18 protein-coding genes and 1 riboswitch are annotated in these 21,524 nt (G+C 75.2%); of the genes, 5 read left to right on the forward strand and 13 right to left on the reverse strand.

What is annotated here, in order from left to right:
• Positions 1 to 9 precede the first annotated feature (9 nt).
• From ACQPWW_RS18415 to ACQPWW_RS18435, 5 genes are all read left to right on the forward strand, one after another.
• Complete coding sequence (locus ACQPWW_RS18415) at positions 10 to 486, forward strand: fluoride efflux transporter FluC (RefSeq protein WP_433124176.1); 477 nt, start codon at positions 10 to 12, stop codon at positions 484 to 486.
• A complete protein-coding gene (gene crcB / locus ACQPWW_RS18420) occupies positions 483 to 845 on the forward strand; it encodes a fluoride efflux transporter CrcB (RefSeq protein WP_433124177.1) in 363 nt (120 codons plus the stop codon). The genes ACQPWW_RS18415 and crcB overlap by 4 nt, the downstream gene beginning before the upstream one ends.
• 90 nt (positions 846 to 935) lie before the next feature.
• Positions 936 to 1,460, forward strand: a complete 525-nt coding sequence (locus tag ACQPWW_RS18425; protein WP_433124178.1) for a PadR family transcriptional regulator — start codon at positions 936 to 938, stop codon at positions 1,458 to 1,460.
• Entirely contained in the window at positions 1,457 to 2,137 is a 681-nt protein-coding gene (locus ACQPWW_RS18430) for an ABC transporter ATP-binding protein (protein WP_433124179.1), read from the forward strand. The genes ACQPWW_RS18425 and ACQPWW_RS18430 overlap by 4 nt, the downstream gene beginning before the upstream one ends.
• Positions 2,134 to 4,287 carry an FtsX-like permease family protein gene (locus tag ACQPWW_RS18435; protein WP_433124180.1) on the forward strand — a complete coding sequence of 718 codons (2,154 nt, stop codon included), beginning with the start codon at positions 2,134 to 2,136 and terminating at the stop codon, positions 4,285 to 4,287. Before ACQPWW_RS18430 ends, ACQPWW_RS18435 begins: the two co-directional genes overlap by 4 nt.
• Positions 4,288 to 4,290: 3 nt before the next feature.
• On the opposite strand, the gene cobA is transcribed toward ACQPWW_RS18435, so the two are convergent.
• The 13 genes from cobA to ACQPWW_RS18500 all read right to left on the reverse strand — a co-directional run bounded on the left by cobA (position 4,291) and on the right by ACQPWW_RS18500 (position 21,496).
• Positions 4,291 to 5,949 carry a uroporphyrinogen-III C-methyltransferase gene (gene cobA, locus ACQPWW_RS18440; RefSeq protein ID WP_433124182.1) on the reverse strand — a complete coding sequence of 553 codons (1,659 nt, stop codon included), beginning with the start codon at positions 5,947 to 5,949 and terminating at the stop codon, positions 4,291 to 4,293.
• On the reverse strand, positions 5,946 to 6,542 hold the full coding sequence (locus ACQPWW_RS18445) for a precorrin-8X methylmutase (RefSeq protein WP_433124184.1): 597 nt from the start codon (positions 6,540 to 6,542) through the stop codon (positions 5,946 to 5,948). The genes cobA and ACQPWW_RS18445 overlap by 4 nt, the downstream gene beginning before the upstream one ends.
• Positions 6,539 to 6,739 (reverse strand): DUF362 domain-containing protein, encoded by a 201-nt coding sequence (locus tag ACQPWW_RS18450; protein ID WP_433124185.1) that lies wholly within the window; start codon positions 6,737 to 6,739, stop codon positions 6,539 to 6,541. The genes ACQPWW_RS18445 and ACQPWW_RS18450 overlap by 4 nt, the downstream gene beginning before the upstream one ends.
• On the reverse strand, positions 6,727 to 8,490 hold the full coding sequence (gene cobJ, locus ACQPWW_RS18455) for a precorrin-3B C(17)-methyltransferase (protein ID WP_433124187.1): 1,764 nt from the start codon (positions 8,488 to 8,490) through the stop codon (positions 6,727 to 6,729). Before cobJ ends, ACQPWW_RS18450 begins: the two co-directional genes overlap by 13 nt.
• Positions 8,478 to 9,719 (reverse strand): precorrin-6y C5,15-methyltransferase (decarboxylating) subunit CbiE, encoded by a 1,242-nt coding sequence (cbiE, locus tag ACQPWW_RS18460; RefSeq protein WP_433124189.1) that lies wholly within the window; start codon positions 9,717 to 9,719, stop codon positions 8,478 to 8,480. The genes cobJ and cbiE overlap by 13 nt, the downstream gene beginning before the upstream one ends.
• Positions 9,716 to 10,867, reverse strand: coding sequence for a cobalt-precorrin-5B (C(1))-methyltransferase (locus ACQPWW_RS18465; RefSeq protein WP_433124190.1), 1,152 nt, complete (start codon positions 10,865 to 10,867; stop codon positions 9,716 to 9,718). The genes cbiE and ACQPWW_RS18465 overlap by 4 nt, the downstream gene beginning before the upstream one ends.
• Positions 10,864 to 11,691 carry a precorrin-4 C(11)-methyltransferase gene (gene cobM, locus ACQPWW_RS18470; protein ID WP_433124191.1) on the reverse strand — a complete coding sequence of 276 codons (828 nt, stop codon included), beginning with the start codon at positions 11,689 to 11,691 and terminating at the stop codon, positions 10,864 to 10,866. The genes ACQPWW_RS18465 and cobM overlap by 4 nt, the downstream gene beginning before the upstream one ends.
• The gene (gene cobI, locus ACQPWW_RS18475) at positions 11,688 to 12,467 is read right to left on the reverse strand and encodes a precorrin-2 C(20)-methyltransferase (protein ID WP_433124193.1); all 780 of its coding nucleotides are present in this window, start codon (positions 12,465 to 12,467) and stop codon (positions 11,688 to 11,690) included. Before cobI ends, cobM begins: the two co-directional genes overlap by 4 nt.
• The gene (locus ACQPWW_RS18480; protein ID WP_433124194.1) at positions 12,464 to 13,819 is read right to left on the reverse strand and encodes a cobyrinate a,c-diamide synthase; all 1,356 of its coding nucleotides are present in this window, start codon (positions 13,817 to 13,819) and stop codon (positions 12,464 to 12,466) included. The genes cobI and ACQPWW_RS18480 overlap by 4 nt, the downstream gene beginning before the upstream one ends.
• Positions 13,813 to 14,424: a cob(I)yrinic acid a,c-diamide adenosyltransferase gene (cobO, locus tag ACQPWW_RS18485; protein ID WP_355032584.1), complete on the reverse strand. Its 612-nt coding sequence runs from the start codon at positions 14,422 to 14,424 to the stop codon at positions 13,813 to 13,815. The genes ACQPWW_RS18480 and cobO overlap by 7 nt, the downstream gene beginning before the upstream one ends.
• Before the next feature lie 60 nt (positions 14,425 to 14,484).
• Complete coding sequence (locus ACQPWW_RS18490) at positions 14,485 to 16,710, reverse strand: VWA domain-containing protein (RefSeq protein ID WP_433124195.1); 2,226 nt, start codon at positions 16,708 to 16,710, stop codon at positions 14,485 to 14,487.
• Complete coding sequence (gene cobN / locus ACQPWW_RS18495; protein ID WP_433124196.1) at positions 16,707 to 20,375, reverse strand: cobaltochelatase subunit CobN; 3,669 nt, start codon at positions 20,373 to 20,375, stop codon at positions 16,707 to 16,709. The genes ACQPWW_RS18490 and cobN overlap by 4 nt, the downstream gene beginning before the upstream one ends.
• Positions 20,376 to 20,678: 303 nt before the next feature.
• Positions 20,679 to 20,855: riboswitch (cobalamin riboswitch) on the reverse strand.
• A 326-nt stretch (positions 20,856 to 21,181) separates the two neighbouring features.
• Positions 21,182 to 21,496 (reverse strand): hypothetical protein, encoded by a 315-nt coding sequence (locus tag ACQPWW_RS18500; RefSeq protein WP_433124197.1) that lies wholly within the window; start codon positions 21,494 to 21,496, stop codon positions 21,182 to 21,184.
• Between the last annotated feature and the right edge of the window lie 28 nt (positions 21,497 to 21,524).

The raw sequence follows: 21,524 nt of genomic DNA on the forward strand, positions 1-21,524 counted from the left end.
TGAGGAGCCGTGCCAGAGCCGTTCGAGCCGCGTACCGACCCCGACGTCGACCTACACCTCCCCGCCGACCGCCGCGAGTTGACCGCGCGCCCCGCGACGATTCTCGCCACGATCGCGGCAGGCGGGGTGCTCGGCGCGCTGGCCCGGGCCGGCCTGCAACACGCCGCCCCGCACCCGCCGACCGGCTTCCCGTGGGCGACGTTCGGTGTCAACCTGTTCGGCTGCCTGCTGATCGGTGTGCTGATGGCGGCGCTCACCCACCTCGACGGTGGGCATCCCCTGGCCCGCCCGTTCCTCGGGGTCGGGGTGCTCGGCGGGTTCACCACGTTCTCCACCTACGCGGTCGACGTCCAGCAGGCGCTGGTCGCGGGCGCGCCGGGCACCGCACTGGCGTACCTGGTGGCGACGCCGCTCGGGGCACTCGTCGCGGTCGGGCTGGGCGACGCCGTCACGGCTTCGCTGCTGCGCCGGAGGGCGGCCCGATGACAGTGCTGCTCATCGCCCTGGGGGCGGCCGTCGGCGCGCCGCTGCGCTACCTCACCGACCGGGCCGTGCAGTCCCGGCACGCCTCGGCGTTCCCCTGGGGCACGCTCACCGTCAACGTCGTCGGCTCGCTGCTGCTCGGCGCGCTGGCCGGGTGGCCGGTCGACCCGGCGGTCACCGCGCTGCTCGGTACCGGGTTCTGTGGCGCGCTGTCCACCTACTCCACGTTCAGCTACGAGACGCTGCGGCTGACGCGGGGCGACCACCGCCTCCTCGCGCTGGCCAACGTCGTGGGCAGCGTCGCCGCCGGGCTCGCCGCGGCCGCCGCCGGCTACGCCCTGGCCCGCGCCCTGCTGGGCTGAACCTCCGGAAGCCATGCCCTGAGCAGGGGACCCACCGAGAACACCCCGAGGGTATATACGCGAGGTATACCCCCGGTGTAGTCTCCTCCCATGAGCGTTCCACTGACCCTTCTCGGCCTCCTCGAACGGGAGCCCAGCCACGGCTACGACCTGAAGCGCGACTACGACGCCTTCTTCGGCCGGGGCAAGCCGCTGCCGTTCGGCCAGGTCTACTCCACCCTCAGCCGCCTGGCCCGCGACGGCAAGGTGGTGATCAGCGACGTCGCGCCGGGCTCCGGCCCGGACCGCAAGCGGTACGTCATCACCGACGTCGGCGCGACCGAGGTGGAGCAGTGGCTGACCCAGCCGGTCGACCCGGAGCCGCACCTGCAGACGGTGCTCTTCGCCAAGGTCGTGCTCGCGCTGATGCTCGACCGTCCCGCCGCCGAGTACCTCGACACCCAGCGCAGCGCGCACCTGCACCGGATGCGCGAGCTGACCGAGATCAAGCGCTCCGGCAGCCTGGTCGACGCGCTGCTCGCCGACCACGGCCTGTACCACCTGGAGGCGGACCTCCGGTGGATCGAGATGACCGGCGCCCGCCTGGACGCCCTGCGGAAAGAGGTGCGGCCATGAGCGTGATGCTCGAAGCACGGGACGTGGAGTTCGCCTTCGGCCAGACACCCGCCCTGCGCGGGGCCAGCGTCGCCGTGGACGCCGGCGAGATCCTCGCCATCATGGGCCCCAGCGGCTCGGGCAAGTCCACTCTGCTGCACTGCCTGGCCGGCATCCTCGTGCCCAGCTCCGGCGAGATCCTGTTCGACGGGGCCCGGGTCGACGCCATGCCCGAGACCCAGCGCAGCAGCCTGCGCCGCGACCGGTTCGGCTTCGTGTTCCAGTTCGGCCAACTCGTCCCCGAGCTGACCGCTGTGGAGAACGTCGCGCTGCCGCTGCTGCTCAGCGGCGTACGCCGGGCGCAGGCGTTGCCCAGGGCGCGCGCCTGGTTCGCGCGCCTCGGCCTGGACGGCCTGGAGCAGCGGCGGTCCGGTGAGCTCTCCGGCGGGCAGGCGCAACGCGTCGCCCTGGCCCGGGGCCTGGTCGCCGAGCCGCGGGTGCTCTTCGCCGACGAGCCGACCGGCGCGCTCGACTCGCTCACCGGCGAGCACGTCATGGACCTGCTGGTCGGCGCGGCCCGTGAGCAGGGCACCACCGTCATCCTGGTGACCCACGAGGCCAGGATCGCCGCGTACGCCGACCGCGAGGTCATGGTCCGCGACGGGCGCGTCAACGCGCCGGACCGGATCGCCTCATGATCCGCTTCGGGCTCCGCCTCGCCGTGGCCGGCGGTCGGGAGGCGCTCACCCGCCTGCTCGTCATCGCCGCCGCGGTCGCGATCGGCAGCGGTCTGCTGCTGACCACCCTGGCCGGGGTCAACGCCGTCAACGCCCAGCTCACCCGGTACGCCTCGATGTATCCCAACGCCTCGGCCGGCGACGTCGACCCGCTGTGGTGGTCGACCCGCCAGGACTACTTCCGCGGCAAGCAGATCATCCGCATCGACGTCGCCGCGACCGGCTCGACGTCGCCCATCCCGGTCGGCGTCCCGCGCGTTCCGGCACCCGGGGAGTATTTCGCCTCGCCCGCGTTCCGCGATCTGCTGGCCGCCCACCCGGCCGCCGAACTGGGCGACCGCTATCCGGGGCGTGGCCTCGGCACGGTGGGTCCGGCCGCGCTGACCTCGCCGGACACCCTGCTCATCATCGTGGGCGGCACCCCCGACCAGGTCGCCGCTCTGCCCGCTGCCAAGCAGGTCACCAGCGTCGGCGACACTCCCGCTCTCCCCGAGACCACTGTGAACCTCATCCTGGGCGTGATCGCCGGTGGGCTGCTCTTCCCGGTGCTGATCTTCATCGGCACCGCCACCCGCCTCAGCGCCGCCCGCCGGGAGCAGCGCTTCGCCGCGATGCGCCTGGTCGGCGCGACACCCCGGCAGATCTCGACGGTCGCCGCGGTGGAGGCGGCCGCCGCCGCCGTCGCTGGCACCGCCGTCGGCTTCGGCCTGTTCTACGCCTTCCGCGAGCCGCTCGCGGGTATCCCGTTCACCGGCATGCCGTTCTTCCCCGGCGACCTGTCCCTGGGTCTGCTGAACGTCCTGCTGGTGGCGCTCGGCGTCCCGGCCGGCGCGGCGCTGGCCGCGCAGGTCTCGCTCCGCCGGGTCCGGATCTCGCCGCTGGGCGTCACCCGACGGGTCACCCCCCGGGCGCCGCGCGCGTACCGGCTGATCCCGATGGTGCTGGGCGTCGCCGTGCTGGTGTTCGCCATCGGCTACCGGCCCGAGACCTCCGACGGCCAGGCGGCGGTGTTCCTGCCCGGCCTGCTGCTGATCATGGCCGGCCTGGTCCTCGCCGGCCCGTGGCTGACGATGGTGGGCGCTCGGGTGATGGCCCGGTACGCCAACCGCCCGGCCACGCTCATCGCCGCGCGACGCCTCGCCGACAACCCGAAGGCCGGCTTCCGGGCGATCAGCGGGATCATGCTCGCGCTCTTCGTCACCAGCGTCGCCGTCGGGGTGATCACCACGATCGTCGACGAACGTGGTCCGGCCCCGGTCGGCTCGACCGACGCGGGCACGGTGACCACCGTCTTCGACGAGAAGGCGACGTCGGTGCCGGACACGCTCTTCGCCGAGCTGCGGACGATCAGCGGCGTGCGGTCCGCGACCGCCATCCGGGAAGACCCGGACCCGACGAACGGTGGCGAGGGCGGAATGATCGCGTGCACCGACCTGCCGAGCGCGTACGGCCGGTGCGCCGACGGCGCGAGCGTCATCGAGGTGCCGTTGGGCCTCAGCCGCTGGGGGGAGTCGGCATCGGCCGCGACGGTCTGGCCCGCCGCGTCGCTCACCCTCGACGAGTTGCAGCGGTTGCCGGCGACCTCGGTGGTCGTCGGCACGGACGGCTCCGCCGCCGCCGTCGAGCGCGTCCGCACCGTGCTGGAGGTCGCCTTCCCGACCTTCTGGGTGGGGCCGAACGTGCCCGGCGACTTCGAGTCGGATTTCGCCGACACGCTGCGCGGCTGGGAACAACTGGCGAACGTCGTCATCATCGCCAGCCTCGCGCTCGGCGGGTGCAGCCTCGCGGTCAGTGTCATCGGCGGCCTCACCGAACGCCGTCGCCCGTTCAGCCTGCTGCGCCTCAGCGGCGCTCCGGTGCGGGTGCTGCGCCGGGTGGTGGCGCTGGAGAGCGCCGTACCGATGCTCGCCGTCGCCGCCGTCGCCATCGGCATGGGTCTGCTCGCCGCGCACCTGTTCCTGCGGGCGCAGATGCACTACACGCTCATCGCGCCCGAGCCGCGGTTCTACGTGATCGTCGTCGTCGGACTGGTCGCCTGCCTCGGCGTCATCGCCTCCACGATGCCGCTGCTGGAACGCGTCACCGGGCCGGAGACGGCCCGCAGCGAGTAGCCGTCAGGCGCCCGGCCCGGTGGCCGCGAGAGCGACCACCGGGCCGAGCACGAAGACGGCGGGCGGGCCGATGCCCTCCCGGGCGGCGACCGCGCCGATCTCGTCCAGTCGCGCCGGCACGGCCCGCTGGTCGGGCAGCCCGGCGTCCTGCACGGCGAGCACCGGCGTCTCCGGGGCACGACCGTGCTCGACCAGCACGGCAGCGATCTTGGCGATGGTGTCCACGGCCATCAGCAGCACGACGGTGCCCCGGGCGCGGGCCAGGGCCGCCCAGTCGACGAGCGAGTCGGGGTGCCCGGGCGGCAGGTGCCCGGAAACCACTGTGACGTCGTGTGCCACGCCCCGGTGGGTCACCGGCACGCCGGCGAGGGCCGGGGCGGCGAGGGCGCTGCTCACCCCGGGGACCACCGTCACCGGCACGCCGGCCGCCGCACAGGCCAGCACCTCCTCGTGGCCGCGTCCGAAGACGTACGGGTCGCCGCCCTTGAGCCGTACCACCCGGCGACCGGCACGGGCGTGCGACACCAGTGCCGCGTTTATCGCGTCCTGGGCCATCGACGGGCCACGGGGCACCTTGGCGGCGTCGATGACCAGCACGTCGGGGCGCAGCCCGGCGAGCAACCCCTGCGGGGCCAACCGGTCGACCACCACCACGTCCGCGGCGTCCAGCAGCGCCTTTCCGCGTACCGTGATCAGGTCGTCGGGTCCGGGCCCGCCGCCGACCACCGCGACCGAGCCGCCGTCGTGGTGGTGGTCGTGCCCGTGGTGGTGATGGTGGTGGCCGACCGGGTCGTCGGGGTGGTCGTGCGGGCGTTGCGGGCGGCCCACCTTGTCGGCGAAGCCGGGCAGCAACACCCGGTACGCGCAGGTGTCGCAGTTCATCCGGATGTCGCCGCCGAGCGCCTCGGCGTGGCGTTCGAGCACCAGGTCGGCGAGGGCGTCGCAGTCGCCGATCACCTCGGCCACCCGCACGTCGAGGTCGCTGTGGGCGGCGGCGAACTCCGCCGACTGGGCGACGATCCGGTCCGGCAGCACCCCGGCGAACAGGAAGTACGGCGCCACGACGATCCGCCGCGCGCCGAGCCGGCGCAGTCGTTCCAGCACCGCCGGCACCGACGGCTGGGCGAGGCTGACGAAGCCCGGCTCGACTCCGGCGTAGCCGCGCCCCTCCCACAGCAGCCGGGCGACCTTCGCGACCTCGGCGTTGGCGTCCGGGTCGGTGGACCCCCGCCCGATCAACGCGACCCACGTGCCGGCCCGGTCGGCGCCGGCCGGCGCGGCGTCGGCCCGGTCCGGGGCGGCCAACGCCGCGTCGATGCGCTGTTCCAGGGCTTCGTGCAGCAGCGGGTGCGGGCCGAGCGGACGACCGTAGCGGTAGGTCAGCCCGGGGTGGCGCTCCTGTTCGCGCGCCATGGCGGCGGGAATGTCACCCTTGCCGTGCCCGGCGGCGGTGAGCACCAACGGCAGCGCGACGAGTGCCCGGTGCCCGCGCGCGACGAGCGCGCCGACCGCGTCGGTCAGCGGCGGGCGGGACAGCTCGATGAAGCCACCCTCGACGTCCCCGACGTCCCCGCGTCGACGAACCCGCTCGACGAGGGCGGCGAACTGGTCGACACCGGCCGCGCTGCGCGTACCGTGCCCGACGATGACCAACCCGGTCATGACTTCTCCTCGATGTAGAGCAGGGCGTTGAGGGCGGCGGCGGCGACCGCCGAACCGCCCTTCTCCCCCACGTTGGACACGGCGGGCAGGCCGCTGGCCCGCAGCGCCGCCTTCGACTCGGCGGCCCCCACGAAGCCGACCGGCAGACCGACGACAAGGGCCGGCGCGGCGTCCACCGTGAGGAGTTCGACGAGCGCGGTCGGCGCGCAGCCGACCACCCAGACCGCGCCCGGACCGACCCGCTCCAGGGCGATCCGCACGGCCGCCGCCGAACGGGTGATTCCCGCCGTACGACCCAGCTCGGCGGCGGCCGGCTCGGCGACCGGGCAGACCAACTCCAGGCCGGCGCGGGTGATGCCGGCGGCGACCATCGCCACGTCGGTGACCACCGGCGCGCCGGCGCGCAACGCGGCCAGCCCCGACTCCAGCGCGGCCTCGTCGCAGACCAGCTCATCGACGTACGCGAGGTCGGCGCTGGCGTGCACCACCCGCTCGGTCACCGCGCGGCTCAGCGGCGGCAGGTGCGACAGGTCGACCCGCTCGCGCAGGATGCGGTAGGACTCGACCTCGATCGGATGCACCACCCGGCTCATCGGGCTCCTTCGCGGGGGTCGGTGTCGTCGGCGACGCGGATCGCGTCGACCGGGCAGATCTCCAGGCACTCCAGGCAGCCGGTGCACCGGTCGGCGCGGACGGTCAGGCCGCCGGCGACCGGCCGGATCGCGTGCGTGGGACAGGTGAGCAGGCAGGCGCCGCAGCCCTGGCAGGCGCCGATCGTCACGATCGCCACCGGTACCCCCGGGGCGTGACCATCCGGCCGGCGACCAGCCTCGTGTCGCTGCTGCCGACCACCACCACGCTGTACATGTCGACAACGGCCGGGTCGAGGGTGGCCACGGTGTCCAGGTGCACCCGTTCACCGGGACGGCTGGCGTTGCGCACCACACCGACCGGGGTGTCCGGTGGCCGGTGCGCGGCGAGGATGCCGAGCGCCTTGCCGAGCTGCCAGTCCCGGGCCCGACTGCGCGGGTTGTAGAACACCGTCACGAAGTCACCCTCGGCGGCCGCGGTCACCCGCCGCTCGATGACCTCCCACGGGGTGTGCAGGTCGGACAGGCTCACGTAGGCGTGGTCGTGGCCGAGCGGCGCGCCGAGCAGCGCCCCGGCGGCGAGCGCGGCGGTCACCCCGGGCACCCCGACCACGTCGATGCGCTCGTCGGCGTACTCCAGGGCGGGGCTGGCCATCGCGTACACCCCGGCGTCACCGGAACCGATCAGCGCGACCGCCCGGCCGGCGACGGCCTCGGCGACGGCCGCGCGGGCCCGCGCCTCCTCCGCGCCGAGCCCGCTGGACAGCACCCGGGTGCCCGGCCGGAGCACGTCGCGGACCTGGTCGAGATACTGGTCCAGACCGACCACCACCGCCGCGCGCCGCAGCTCGGCCACCGCGCGGGGGGTGCGCAGGTCGGCGGCGCCGGGTCCGAGCCCGACGACGGCGAGCCGGCCGCGGGGCGCGTGCCGGGCCACCGCCACGGTGGCCATCGCCGTCGCGGTCTTTCCCACAAGCAGTGTGGCGTCGGCGGGCCGGCCCGCCGGGCCGAGCAGCGCCGCGGCCTCCGCCACGCTCGGTGTGCCGACCGCGGCGCGGACCACCTCGCTGGGGTGCGGCACGTCGACCGCCGCCAGCCGCGTCGCCGGCCAGGTCACCAGGGGTACGCCGAGCGCGTCGGCGGTGCTGAGGATGCCCGCCTCGTCGGCTTTCACGTCGGCGCTGGCCAGGCAGCGCAGGCTCGCCGGGTCGAGGCCGGCCTCGGCCAGCACCCGGCGCAGCAGCTCCGCCACCTCGGCGGCCGGTACGCCCCGACTCGCGCCGACCCCGGCGACCAGCGACGGTGGTCGCAGCACGGCGGTCCGCCCGTCCAGCGGCACCACCCGGTCGGTGACCAGAAGCCGGTAACCGCCGTCCGCAGTGGCGCCGCTGTCGACGCCGTCGGCAGCGATCGGCGTGGCGATGGGCTGTGGGTGGACGTTCGGGGGCAGGGCGGGCAGCGGCCAGTGGGCGTCGGCGATCAACTGGACCGGCTCGCCGTCCAGGATGGCCCGGGATACCGCGGCGACAGCGCCCTGCACGGGCCAGCCGAGGGTGTCCAGCCCCGGCAGGCCGACAGTGTCGGTGGCGGTGGTGATCACCGGTCGGGCGTCCAGCAGCGCGCCGACCTGCTCGGCGAGGTCGTTGCCACCGCCGGCATGCCCGCCGAGCAGCGCCACGGCGTGTCGGGCCGCCTCGTCGACGACCACCACGGCCGGGTCGCTGCGCTTGTCCGCGAGAAGCGGCGCGAGGATCCGCACCACGGCCCCGGTGGCCAGGAACGCGACCACCGCGTCGCACTGCGCCCAGGCGGTCCGCAGCGCGTCGGTGGCGCTCTCCCCCTCGACCAGCCGCGCGTGCGGCCAGGCGGCGACGACGGTGTGCGCGTGTCGGCGGCCGGCGGCGGTGGCCGCCACCAGCCCGATCCGGGGGGTCACTGTCAGGTCAGGCACGGGCGCTCCCCGGTGAGGACGACCACCGGGTTGGTGGCCGCGAGGCGGATCGACCCACCGGGCAGGTCGGCGAGGCGGGCGGCGGAGAGCTGACTGCCCTCCACCGTGTAGCCGGCGGCGCGCAGGAGAGCCACGGCCGGTGCGACCCGGTCCAGCGCGGCAAGGGTGAGCACCACCCGCTCGGGCTGGCGGGCCACCACGGCGGCGAGGACGTCGACCCCGCCGCCGCCGACGAAGACCGCGTCCGGCTCGGGCAGGCCGGCCAGCGCCTGCGGGGCTCGACCGGTGACGAGCCGGACGTCCACCGCGTGCGCTGCCGCGTTGGCGCGGATGGTCGCGCCGGCCCGGGGGTCCTGTTCGACGGCGAGCACCGCCGCGCCGAGCAGGGCACACTCGACGCCGACCGAGCCGCTGCCCGCACCGACGTCCCAGATCAGCCGGCCCAGTCGGGGGCGCAGCCGGGCGACGACGAGGGCGCGCACCTCCGACTTGGTGATCATGGAGTCGCGGTGGGCGTACCGGCTCTCCGGCAACGCCCAGCCCCCGGCCGGGGCGGCGGCCGGCTGGTTGTCGGCGCGCATCCCACCCGGCGCGAGCCGGTCCGTGTCGGCGAGGCTGAGCACGACGTGCGGGTCGGCCCAGGTCTCGGTGGCGGCCTGCTCGGGGGTCACCGCGCGGATCCGTTCGGCGTCGGTGCCCAGGTGCTCGGCGACAAGCAGGCGGCGGGACCAGCCGATCAGGCCCGCGCCCAGCTCGGCGGCCCCGGCGCCGGGCGCGGTGAGCACCGCGACAAGCGGCAGCGCCCGGCAGGCGTTCACTGCCGGTCGGGGATCGCGACCGTGGGCGGTGACCACTGCGGCGCCGTCCCAGGGCAGGCCGGCGCCGGCGAACGCGGCGGCCACACTGGACACCGCCGGCACCACCCGCAGCGGCAGCCCGGCCGCGCGCAGCCGCCGGACGATGCCGAACAGGCCCGGATCCCCGCTGGCCAGCACCACGGACGGCACCCCGGCGGCGACGGCCTCGGTCAGCCGATGCAGGGCGGGGGCGAGCGGGCCGAGGGCGACGGTGTCCGCGCCGGCCGGTACGGGCGCCACGGCCAGGTGCCGGGCGGCCCCGACGACCAGACCGGCGGCGGCCAGCACCGGCGCGAGGGCCGGGTGCGGCGGTGCGCCGGCGGCGTCCATCCCGACCACTGTCACGCCGGCCGTCGGCGTCAGCCGCGTCATCGGGGCCACCGGCCGGACGAGGCGACGACGCCCGAGCCGGCGAAGTCGACCATCGCCACGTCCACTGTGACGGTCGGCCCGGCGAAGCGCCGCAGCACCTGGCGGACCCGCTGGCAGAGCAGGTCACCGGCCGGACCGAGCAGCCCGGCGGCCTCCCACAGCTCGTACGCGTGCCGCCCGGTGTTCGCCTCGGTCACGGCGGCGACAAGCGTCGGGTCGCCACCGGCCTCGGCGGTCACCGCGCCGAGCAGGGACAGGTCCACCTTCGAGCGCGTGTAGTGGGTCATCAGGATGCCGGCCGCGAGTTTGGCCAGCTTGCCGGCCATGCCGACGAAGACCACCCCGGTCATCGCGTCACCGACGGCGGCGGTCACGGCGGCCCCGGTGAAGTCGCCGACCTCGACGAAGCACACCTCGGGCAGGTCGGGCAGGAGCGCACGGGCCGCCCGCTCGGTACGCCCGCCGGTGCACAGCACCACGGTCCGCTCACCCTGGGCGGCCATCACGTGCACTGCCTGCACGACGCTGGCCCGCCAGGAGGCGGTGGAGAAGGGACGGACGATACCGGTGGTGCCGAGGATCGAGATGCCGCCGAGGATGCCGAGCCGCCGGTTGGTGGTCTTGCGGGCCATGATCTCGCCCCGGGGCACGCTGATCACCACCCGGACGCCGACCTCGCTGAGGTCGACGACCTCGGCCACCGCCTCGCCGATCATCCGGCGGGGGGTGTCGTTGATCGCCGGGCCGCCGACGGCGAGTCCGAGGCCGGGTTTGGTGACGGTGCCGACGCCGGCACCGCCGGCCAGCCGCAGACCGGGGACGTCGGTCCAGTCCACTGTGGCGGTCAGCTCGGCCCCGTGGGTGACGTCCGGGTCGTCCCCGGCGTCCTTGACCACCACCGCCTCGGCCCGGACCGGCGGCGTGCCGGTCAGCTCGCAACGCTCCACCGGGAAGCGCACCCGGCGTCCGGCGGGTAGGCCGATCTCCACGTCCGGCTGAACCTCCCCGGTGACCAGCGCGGTGACCGCCGCCTTGGCCGCCGCCGTCGCGCAGGCGCCGGTGGTCCAGCCGGTACGCAGCGCCGTGGGCCGCACCTTCGCGGTACGCGGCAGGTCCGGCTCACGCAGCGGCGGCTCGACGTACGTCACTGTGTGCCTGTTCCCCCGGTGCGGGCCTGGCGGCGCAGCTCGGCACGGGCGGCCGGCTCCGCCCTGCGGAAGGTGTGGAAGTGCCCGGGGTGGTACAGGTGCGAGCGGGTGCCCTCGGCGGCCAGTGCCGGCCCGACCAGGAAGAGGGTGTGCTTCCACAGCTTGTGCTGCTTGACCGTCGCCTCCAGGGTGCCCACCGTGCACCGCACCACCAGCTCGTCCGGCCAGGTCGCCTGGTACGCCACCACGGCCGGGGTGTCCGCCGGGTAGCCGCCGGCCAGCAGCTCGGCCTGCACCTGCCCGGAGCGGGCGGCGGAGAGGAACAGCGCCATTGTGGTGCCGTGCCGGGCGAAGTCGCGGACCCGCTCGCCGGGCGGCATCGGGGTCTTGCCGCCTTCGAGGCGGGTGAGGATCACCGACTGGGCCACCTCGGGCACTGTCAGCTCCCGCCCGACGATCGCCGCGACGGCGGTGAACGAGGACACCCCGGGCACGATCTCGACGGCCAGGTCGAGCGCCCGACACACGTCCAGTTGCTCCTGCACCGCGCCCCACAGCGCCGGGTCGCCGGAGTGGATGCGGGCCACTGTCAGCCCCTGCTCGGCGGCCCGCTGGTAGATCGGCAGCACACCCTCGATGGGCAGCTGCGACGAGTCGACGATCTCCGCGCCGGGCCGGGCGTGGTCGAGCACGTCGACGTGCACCAGGCTGGCCGCCCAGATCACGATGTCCGCCTCGGCGATCACCCGGGCGGCCCGCAGGGTCAGCAGGTCCGCCGCCCCGGGGCCGGCGCCGACGAACCAGACCTTGCCGTCGCTTGTCACAGTTTTCCTCCTCGGTGGTCGCGGCGGGCCGGGACCAGCAGCGTCGACAGGTACGGCAGGTCGTGCGTGCCGTCGTCGACCGGGCCGACGTGTTCACCGGGGAGCCCCAGGCTGCGCCCGAGCACCGCGTCGGCGAGCCGGCCCTGCCGGCGCAGCTCGGCGAGCAGCTCGGGGTGCCGCCGCCAGCCCTTGTAGGCGACAACGGTGCCCGGCCCGGCGAGGGCGTCGGCGAACAGCGCCAGACCTGCGGTGGCCGGCAGCAGGGTCAGCGGTTCGCGTCCCTCGCAGAGCGGAACGCCGCTGCGGGCCGCCAGCTCCTGCATGGCGGTGATGCCGGGCACCGTCGCCACCCGCACCGCCGGGCGCAGGGCCCGGACGCTCTGCGCCAGGTAGCCGAAGGTGGAGTAGACGTTGGGGTCACCGATTGTCGCGAACGCCAGTGCCCGCGCGCCCGCGTCGATCGCCTCGACCACCACCCGGGCCGCGTCGTCCCAGGCCGCCGCCCGCCGGGCGGTCACCCCACCCCGGTCGTCCAGCGCGAACGGCAGCCGGCGCAGCCGGTCCGCCGGCACGTGCTCCCGGACGGTCGTCTCGGCCCGCCCGGCCTCCGCGCCCGGCGGCGTCGCACCGGCGGTCGCTGTGGTCTCGACCCGGCCCGCCAGCACGGGTACGAAGACCACGTCGGCCTCGCGCAGCACCCGCACGGCCTTGACGGTGAGCAGTTCCGGGTCACCCGGGCCGACCCCCACCCCGGTCAGCGTGGCGTCGGCGCTCATCGGCACGCCTCGACGAGGCGGCGGGCCGCGGCGGGGTGACCGGCCCAGTGGGTGTGCAGGTAGGAGGCGTGCACCCGACCGCTCACGAAGCCGTGCTCCGCGTCGTCCCAGCGCCACGCCGACCGGTCACCGTGCGTCGGGTCGGTGGTGGTGCGGTGGAACTCGTGGCCGCGTACCGGCTCGCCGGCACGGGCCACCGGGGAGTCGGTGACGGCCAGCGCCTCGCGGTAGCCGAGGGTGAGCCGGCCGGTCATCCGGGCGGTCAGGTCCAGCCGACCGCACATCGGCACGCCGTCCAGGGACCGCCCGAGGTAGAGCAGCCCGGCGCACTCGGCCACGATCGGCCCGTCGAAGTCGGCCAGCTCGGCGCGGAGCGTGGCGTTGCCGGCCAGCGCCTCCGCGTACGCCTCGGGGAACCCGCCGCCGATGACCACCGCGCGGGTGCCGGCGGGCAGCGTCGGGTCGCGCAGCGGGTCGACGGTGACGACGTCCGCGCCGGCCGCGGTGAGCAGTTCGGCGGTCTCCGCGTACGAGAAGGTGAAGGCCGGACCACCGGCGAGCGCGACGACTGGCCGTTCGGCGTCGGCCGGCCCGCCGACGGCGGTGACCGGGTCCCAGGCGGGGATGGTCAGCGGCGGTGCGGTGCGGGCCAGATCGAGCACGGCGTCGAGGTCCACTGTGGCCTCGACCAGCTCGGCGAGCGCGGTGACGATCGCGACGGATTCGGGGGCCCGCTCGGCGACCGGGACCAACCCGAGGTGCCGGGCCGGCGCGGCCACCTCGGCGGCGCGGGTGACCGCCCCGAGCACCGGTACGCCCACCTCGGCGAGGGCGTCGCGCAGCAGCGTCTCGTGCCGGGGTGAGCCGACCCGGTTGAGGATCACCCCACCGATCCGTACCGCCGGGTCGAAGGCGGCCATGCCCAGCGTCAGCGCGGCGGCCGAGCGGCCCTGCGCGGTGGTGTCCAGCACCAGCAGCACGGGTGCCTCGATCAGCCGGGCGACGTGCGCCGTGGAGGCGTAGTCGCGGCGGCCGACCGCGCCGTCGTGCAGGCCCATGACACCCTCGACGACCGCGATGTCGGCGGGCGTGGGGACGCTCGCGCCGTGTCGCAGCAGCGGGGCGATCCGTTCGGCCCCGACCAGGAAGGGATCGAGGTTGCGCCCGGGTCGGCTGGCCGCGAGGGCGTGGTAGCCGGGGTCGATGTAGTCGGGGCCGACCTTGTGCGGGCTGACCGTCAGGCCGCGACGGCGCAGCGCGGCGAGCAGCCCGGTGGCGACTGTCGTCTTGCCGTGGCCGCTGGCCGGCGCGGCGACCACCAGCCGGGGCAGCGCCCACTGTGTGCTCACCACTCGATGCCCTTCTGGCCCTTCTGGCCGGCGTCCATCGGGTGCTTGACCTTGGTCAGCTCGGCCACCAGGTCGGCGGCGGCGACCAGACGGGGGTCGGCGTCCCGGCCGGTGATCACGACGTGTTGGAAGCCGGGCCGGTCGGCCAGGGTCGCGACCACCTCGTCGACGTCCACCCAGCCCCACTTCATCGGGTAGGTGAACTCGTCGAGCACGTACAGCCCGTAGCGCTCGGCGGCCAGGTCCCGCTGGATCTGCCGCCAGCCCTCCAGGGCGTCGGCGGCGTGGTCGGCCTCGCCGCCGCGCTGGATCCACGACCAGCCCTCGCCCATCTTGTGCCAGGCCACCGGCGCGCCCTGGCCGGTGCGCTCGTGCACCTCGCCGAGCGCCCGGAAGGCGTTCTCCTCGCCCACCCGCCACTTGGCGCTCTTCACGAACTGGAACACGCCGATCGGCAGGCCGGCCGTCCAGGCCCGCAGCGCCAGCCCGAAGGCGGCTGTCGACTTTCCCTTCATCTGTCCGGTGTGGACGATCAGTAGCGGCCGGTGCCGCCGCTGCCGGGTCGTCAACCCGTCGGCGGGCACCACGCTCGGCTGTCCCTGCGGCATCAGCGGTCTCCCCTTCGCGCGATCGTGCGGTCTCGGTCTGTCATCGGTGCCGGTCGTCGCTCACGCCGCGCCGGGAAGCGCGCCACCGGGCGGGTGCGTGAGGGCGGCCAGGGGGTGGTGCGGGGCACCCAACTGGGTGGCCAGCCGACGGGCCAGGTGCAGACGGACCGGGCCGGTCTCGCAGTCGACGACCACGCAGGGCGCGCCGGTCGCCGCGAGCACCCGGGCGGCCGCCGCGGCGCGGTCCAGCGGGCGGGTGCCCGCGGTGGCCCGGCCGTCGGTGACGATGAGGACCAGGGGTCGCCGCAACGGGTCGCGCAGGCGCTCCACCCGCAGCAGACCGGTGGCCGCGAGCAGCCCCTCGGCCAGCGGCGTACGCCCACCGGTGGGCAACTCGGCCAGCCGGGTCGAGGCGGCCAGCACCGACGAGGTGGCCGGCAACAACGTCCGCGCGGCGGCCCCCCGAAAGGCGATCACCGCGACCTTGTCCCGCCGCTGGTACGCGTCGGTGAGCAGGGCGAGCACCGCGTCCTTCACGGCGGTCATCCGCTGCCGGGCGCCCATCGAGCCGCTCGCGTCCACCACGAACAGCACCAGGTTGCCCTCCCGTCCCTCCCGGACGGCCTCGCGCACGTCGTCCGGGCGCAACCGCAGCGGGCCGGTCCGCCGCCCCCGGGAGGCCTGGTGCGGCGCGGCGGCGCGAACCGTCGCCGGCAGGTGCAGGGCCGCGACCCGGCCCGTCGGCACCCGCGCCCCGGTGGTGCGCCCCCGTCCGGTGCGGGCCCGGGAACGCCGGCCGGGCACCCCGTCACCCACGCCGGGCGCGGTGAGCACCCGCGCCCGCAACCCACCCCGGGGTACGGCCACCGGCCCACCATCCCCGCCGCTGCCCCGCTTCCGGGCCGGGTCGTCGTCACCACCGGCCGCCGCGTCCCGACCGCCGTGCGCCGCGGGGCGCTGACCGTGTCCGCCCGGGTCGTCGGTCGAGGGCCGCGGCCACCCGTCGTCCGTTCCGGTCGGCCCCTCCGTACGCCCGTCCGGGCCGGCGTCGCCACCGGACGCCCGGTCCTGGACCGCGCCGGATGCGCCGTTGTCGACGGCATCGCCGCTGCCGTCGGAGCGGCCACCACCGTCGGGGCCGCTGCGGTCGGCGCCGCTGCCAGCCGGGCCACCGCCGTCCGGGCCACGCCGGTCGGAGCCGCCGTCGTCCGGACCGCCGTCGTCCGGGCCACGGTCCTCCGGGCCACGGTCGTCCGGGTCGTCGGGGTGGGCGTCCTGGGCACGCTGCAACGCCTCGTCCAGGCGCTTCTCGTCCAGCCCGGGGGTGTCGAACGGGTCGCGGCGGCGGCGATGCGGCAGGGCCAGCCGGGCGGCCACCCGGACGTCGTCGATGCTGACCCGGTCCCGGCCGTGCCAGGCGGCGTGGGCGAGGGCGGTACGGGCGGTCACGATGTCGGCCCGCATGCCGTCCACGTCGAACGCGGCGCACACCTCGGCGATCTGCCGCAGCGCGGCGTCCGGCAGGCGTACCCCGGGCAGCCGGCGGCGGGCGGCGGCCACCTGGCCGGCGATCTCCGCGTCGGCGTCGGCCCACCGGGCGGCGAACCCGGCCGGGTCGGCGTCGGCGTCGAGCCGACGGCGGACCACCTCGACGCGGACCGCCGGGTCCCGGCTGGCGCCCACCTCGACGGTGAGCCCGAACCGGTCGAGCAGCTGCGGGCGCAGCTCCCCCTCCTCCGGGTTCATCGTGCCGACAAGCAGGAACCGGGCCGCGTGGCTGACCGAGACGCCCTCCCGCTCGACGTGGCTACGACCCATCGCCGCCGCGTCCAGCAGCAGGTCGACGAGGTGGTCGTGCAGCAGGTTGACCTCGTCGACGTAGAGCACCCCCCGGTGGGCGGCGGCGAGCAGACCCGGCTCGAAGGCGCGTACCCCCTCGCCCAGGGCCTTCTCCAGGTCCAGGGAGCCGACCACCCGGTCCTCGGCGGCGCCGACCGGCAGTTCGACGAGGCGGGCGGGACGCGTCTCGGCGGCGGCGTCGGCGGGATGCGGCCCGTCCGGGCAGGACGGGTCCGGCTCGGCCGGGTCACAGCCGAAGCGGCAGCCGGCGACCCGGCGCACCGGGGGCAGCAGCGCGGCGAGCGCCCGCACGGCGGTGGACTTGGCGGTGCCCTTCTCGCCCCGGACCAGCACGCCGCCGATCGCTGGGGACACCGCGTTGAGCAGCAGGGCCAACCGCATGTCGGCCATGCCGAGCACCGCGCTGAACGGATAGGTGACGGTCATGCCCGGTCCTCCAGATCGCCCTCGCTGGCCAGGTACGTGTCCCGCAGCCGGTCCAGGGTGGCCGACTCGGGCTTGGCCCACAGCCCCCGGTCGGCGGCCTCCAACAGCCGCTCGGTGATGCCGCGCAGCGCCCACGGGTTGGACTGCTCCAGGAACTCCCGGGTGGTGTCGTCGAACAGGTACGCGGCGGCCAGGTGCTCGTACATCCAGTCGTCCACCACCCCGGCGGTGGCGTCGTAGCCGAACAGGTAGTCCACCGTGGCGGCCAGCTCGAACGCGCCCTTGTAGCCGTGCCGGCGCATCGCGGCAATCCACTTCGGGTTGACCACCCGGGCCCGGAACACCCGCCGAGTCTCCTCGCCCAGCGTCCGGGTGCGCACGTCGTGCGGCATCGCCGAGTCACCCACGTACGCCGCCGGTGACGAGCCGGTCAGGTGACGGACCATCGCCACCATCCCGCCGTGGTACTGGAAGTAGTCGTCGGAGTCGACGATGTCGTGCTCGCGGGTGTCCTGGTTCTTCACCGCCACCGCGATCCGGGCGAAGGAGCGTTCCATGTCGGCGCGCGCCTCCCGCCCGTCCAGGCCCCGGCCGTACGCGTAGCCGCCCCACACCGCGTACACCTCGGCCAGGTCGGCGTCGCTGCGCCAGGTCCGCGCGTCGATCAGGGGCAGCAGGCCCGCGCCGTACGCCCCGGGCTTCGAGCCGAAGATCCGGGCGGTGGCCCGCCGCTCGTCGCCGTGCTCGGCGAGGTCGGCGGCGACGTGCGCGCGCAGGTAGTTGTCGTCGTCCGGCTCGTCCAGGGCGGCGACGCGCCGGACGGCGTCGTCGAGCAGCGCCACCACGTGCGGGAACGCGTCGCGGAAGAAGCCGGAGATGCGCACCGTCACGTCGACGCGCGGCCGACCCAGCTCGGCGGTCGGCACCACCTCGACGCCGGTGACCCGCCGGGACCGGTCGTCCCACACCGGCCGGCAGCCCAGCAGCGCGAGCACCTCGGCGATGTCGTCGCCCTGGGTGCGCATGGCGCTGGTGCCCCACACGGTCAACCCCACCGAGCGGGGGTACGCCCCGGTGTCGGCGAGGTGCCGGGCCAGCAGGGAGTCCGCGAGGGCCACCCCGACGTCCCAGGCGTTGCGGCTGGGAATGGCCTTCGGGTCGACGGAGTAGAAGTTGCGGCCGGTGGGCAACACGTTGACCAGGCCCCGGGTGGGTGAGCCGGACGGGCCGGGCGGCACGAACCTCCCGTCGAGCGCGCCGAGGGTGTTCGTCAGCTCGTCGGTGGTGCGGTCCAGCCGGGGCACCAGCTCGGTGGCGGCGAAGCGCAGCACGGCGGCGACGTCCGGGATCGGCTGGCCGGTCACCTCCGCGACCACCGCGTCGACGGCCTCGGCGTCCCAGCCGAGCGTCTCCATTCCGATGACCAACCGCCGGGCGAGCGCCTCGATCAGGTCGACGGCGTCGGCGGCGGTGCCGGCCGGCCCGTCCACCACGTCGGTCAGCGCCGTGGGCACCGCCAGTCGTTCTCCCGGTGCCGCGAGCAGCGCCTGCTCGTCGAGCCCGTACGCGACCGCGAGCGCCTGCCGCAGGCCGGGCAGGGCGTGGGCGCCACCCCAGATCTGGGGTGCGCGCAGCACCGCGAGGACCAGGTTGACCCGGGGCTCACCGGTGGGCGCGTCGGCGAGGATGTGCAGCCCGTCGCGGATCTGCACGTCCTTGACCTCGCAGAGGTACCCGTCGAGGTGCAGCACGAAGTCGTCGAAGTCGTCAGCGTCGGGCATCGCCTCGGCGTGCAGGTCGTGGTGCAGCTCCGCGGCGCGCACGAGGTCCCAGATCTGCGCCCGCACGGTCGGCACCTTCGCCGGGTCGAGGGCCTGCACGGTGGCGTACTCGTCGAGCAGTTGCTCCAGTTTGGCCAGGTCACCGTAGGTTTCGGCGCGGGCCATCGGCGGCACCAGGTGGTCGATCACCACGGCGTGCGCGCGGCGCTTGGCCTGGGTGCCCTCGCCGGGGTCGTTGACGATGAACGGGTAGACAAGCGGCAGGTCACCGAGGACCGCGTCCGGCGCGCAGTCGGCGGCCAGGCCGAGGCCCTTGCCGGGCAGCCACTCCAGGGTGCCGTGCTTGCCCAGGTGCACAACGGCGTCCGCGCCGAAGCCACCGTCCGCGCTCGGCGCGGCCAGCCAGCGGTACGCGGCCAGGTAGTGGTGACTGGGCGGCAGGTCCGGGTCGTGGTAGATGGCGATCGGGTTCTCCCCGAAGCCGCGCGGCGGCTGGATCAGCAGCACCACGTTGCCGAAGCGCAGCCCGGCGAGGACGATGTCCCCGCCCTCGGTGTAGAGCAGGCCGGGCGGCTCACCCCAGTGTTCGCGCATCCGCTCGCGCAGCTCGGCCGGGACCCTGTCGAACCACCGCCGGTACGTCGTCCCCGGTATCCGGGCCTCGGCGGCGGCCAACTGCTCCGGGGTGAGCCACTCCACGTCGTGACCACCGGCGGCGATCAGCGCGTGGATCAGCGCGTCACCGTCGTCGGGCACCGGCGCGTCGCCCAGGTGGTAGCCGGCCTCGGCGAGCGCGCCGAGCAGCCGGACCGCCGAGACCGGGGTGTCGAGCCCGACGGCGTTGCCGACCCGGGAATGCTTGGTGGGGTACGAGCTGAGGACCACGGCGATCCGCTTGTCGGCGTTGGGCACGTACCGCAGCCGGGCGTGGCGCACGGCGATCCCGGCGACCCGGGCGGCCCGGTCGGCGTCGGCGGCGTAGACCGAGAGCCCGTCGGCGTCGATCTGCTTGAACGAGAACGGCACGCTGACGATCCGGCCGTCGAACTCCGGGATGGCCACCTGCATGGCGGCGTCCAACGGGGACAGCCCGGCGTCGCTGTCGGCCCACTGCGCGCGGGTGCTGGTGAGGCAGAGCGCCTGGATGATCGGCACGTCCAGGGCGGCCAGGGCGCCGACGTCCCAGGCGTCCTCGTCGCCGCCTCCGGAGGCGTCCGCGGCGACCGCGCCGCCGGCCGCGAGCACCGTGACCAGCAGCGCGTCACAGCGGGCGAACAGCCCGAGCGGGCCCGCGCCCGTGGTCAGCCCGCGCAGCGAGCCGCAGAAGATCGGCAGCGGGTTGCCGCCGGCCCTGTGGACCGCGTCCGCGAGCACGTCGACGAACCCGGTGTTGCCGGCCAGGGCGTGCGCCCGGTAGAACACGATCCCCACTGTGGGCCGCTGCGGATCGGTCGGGTGCTGGCCGTGCACGCCGTACGCGGGGGTGGGCGCGGGCGGGGCGAACCCCTCGCCGGTGAGCAGCACCGTGTCGGAGAGGAAGCGGGCCAACTGCCCGAGGTTGTCCGGCCCACCCTCGACCAGGTAGGCCAACGCCTGGGTGACGACCCCCGACGGCACTGTGGAGATCGCCATCAGCTCCGCGTCGGGCAGCGCCTCGCCGCCGAGCACGACAGTCGGCACACCGGTGGCGAGCACCGCGGCGAGACCGTCCGGCCACGCCTGCCGGCCGCCGAGCAGGCGTACGACGACGAGGGCGACCCCGTCGAGCAGGGCGGGCACCTCGTCGGCCGCGACCCGCGCGGGGTTGGCGAGCCGGTAGTCGGCCCCGCTGGCGCGGGCGGCCAGCAGGTCGGTGTCGGCGGTGGACAGCAGCAGGATGCGCACGGCAGGCTCCGGAGAGTGACGCCCGGGCGGCCACGGAGGCGACCTGGACGAAGCGGGTGGGTACGGCGTCAGCCGGTACGACGGCGCGGCCGACTCGCCGACGCGGACGTCGGGGCCGTCAGCGCCGGGCGCTCAGCTCAGCGGGACCGGCGGTCGGCTCGGTCGACCTGGGGCACGCCGACGAGGCCGCCCCGGAGCAGGCGGGCGCGGCCGGTCGTGGGCGCGGTGCGGCGCCTGTGGTGGCGATGGTCGTCGGTGCATGCGACGCCGTGCGTCATCGGGTCCTCCTCGGGTGTCCACGCCCTGGGGTACATCCCGACGGCCGAAGTATCCTGGCTTCCGGATCGCAGCTCTCCCCCGGCCTTCCAGCCGCAGACACACGGCCGTGACTCACGAGGGGGGATCGCTCCCCGGTGACAGTGGCGGGACCGCGTCGGATTCGCACCGACTTCCTTCACTGCCGTCAGGCCGCGAATGCTGCCACACCGCCGCGCCGCCGGTCAACGCAGGCCCGGCCCCGCCCGCCGAACGCAACCCATCGAGGTGGACCGATTTCCGCGCCCTCGAACCCGCACCTCGCACAACCCAGGTCAATGCCCCACGCCCGATGGGGCGGTGACCCGCGGCACCCGCGCCTAGGATCGGCGAACACCCGGCAGCGTCCGCGATCAATACCGGAGGTCGATCACGGTGATCGCCCCGCGGTTCCACCACTTGGCGGGCCGCGTCTGGCTCTGTCCGGCCGACCCCGACCCGGAGGCGGTCCTGGAGTCACCGCTACCTCAACGCCCCGCCGCCGAGGCGCATTAGTCGGCTCCATCGCGTCGAGGGCGACGAGTCAGCGACAACCAGCCGAGGAAGCGCGCGTGCATCTTGGCAAGGTCAGGGCGACCGCCGAGGCTGAGCAGGTCGTGGATCGCCTCGTTCATGCAGGACGCCAGGTAGAGCGCCAGCGCGAGGGAATGACCGTAGAACTCGGCGACGAGATCGAGTTGCGCGCGCGAGCACGGCCATGGGGCGGCGCAGTTTCGGCACAGCCAGGCTGGGCGCATCGGCAGGTGCGGGCGGTACGAAGGTCTCACGTACCGAGCCTGATCGCCGCGATCGTCGGCATCCGTCACGGCGGGTGGTTCCTCAGGGGATAGTTTC

Origin of the sequence: Micromonospora sp. CA-240977, from assembly GCF_050942285.1 — a bacterium.
Lineage (GTDB): Bacteria > Actinomycetota > Actinomycetes > Mycobacteriales > Micromonosporaceae > Micromonospora.

Excerpts from the sequence above, each read along its gene's own strand:
- crcB (WP_433124177.1), top strand. The coding sequence starts at position 483 with ATGACAGTGCTGCTCATCGCCCTGGGGGCGGCCGTCGGCGCGCCGCTG.
- ACQPWW_RS18425 (WP_433124178.1), top strand. The coding sequence starts at position 936 with ATGAGCGTTCCACTGACCCTTCTCGGCCTCCTCGAACGGGAGCCCAGC.
- ACQPWW_RS18430 (WP_433124179.1), top strand. The coding sequence starts at position 1,457 with ATGAGCGTGATGCTCGAAGCACGGGACGTGGAGTTCGCCTTCGGCCAG.
- ACQPWW_RS18435 (WP_433124180.1), top strand. The coding sequence starts at position 2,134 with ATGATCCGCTTCGGGCTCCGCCTCGCCGTGGCCGGCGGTCGGGAGGCG.
- cobA (WP_433124182.1), bottom strand. The coding sequence starts at position 5,949 with ATGACCGGGTTGGTCATCGTCGGGCACGGTACGCGCAGCGCGGCCGGT.
- ACQPWW_RS18445 (WP_433124184.1), bottom strand. The coding sequence starts at position 6,542 with ATGAGCCGGGTGGTGCATCCGATCGAGGTCGAGTCCTACCGCATCCTG.
- cbiE (WP_433124189.1), bottom strand. The coding sequence starts at position 9,719 with ATGACGCGGCTGACGCCGACGGCCGGCGTGACAGTGGTCGGGATGGAC.
- cobI (WP_433124193.1), bottom strand. The coding sequence starts at position 12,467 with ATGAGCGCCGACGCCACGCTGACCGGGGTGGGGGTCGGCCCGGGTGAC.
- cobO (WP_355032584.1), bottom strand. The coding sequence starts at position 14,424 with ATGCCGCAGGGACAGCCGAGCGTGGTGCCCGCCGACGGGTTGACGACC.
- ACQPWW_RS18490 (WP_433124195.1), bottom strand. The coding sequence starts at position 16,710 with ATGACCGTCACCTATCCGTTCAGCGCGGTGCTCGGCATGGCCGACATG.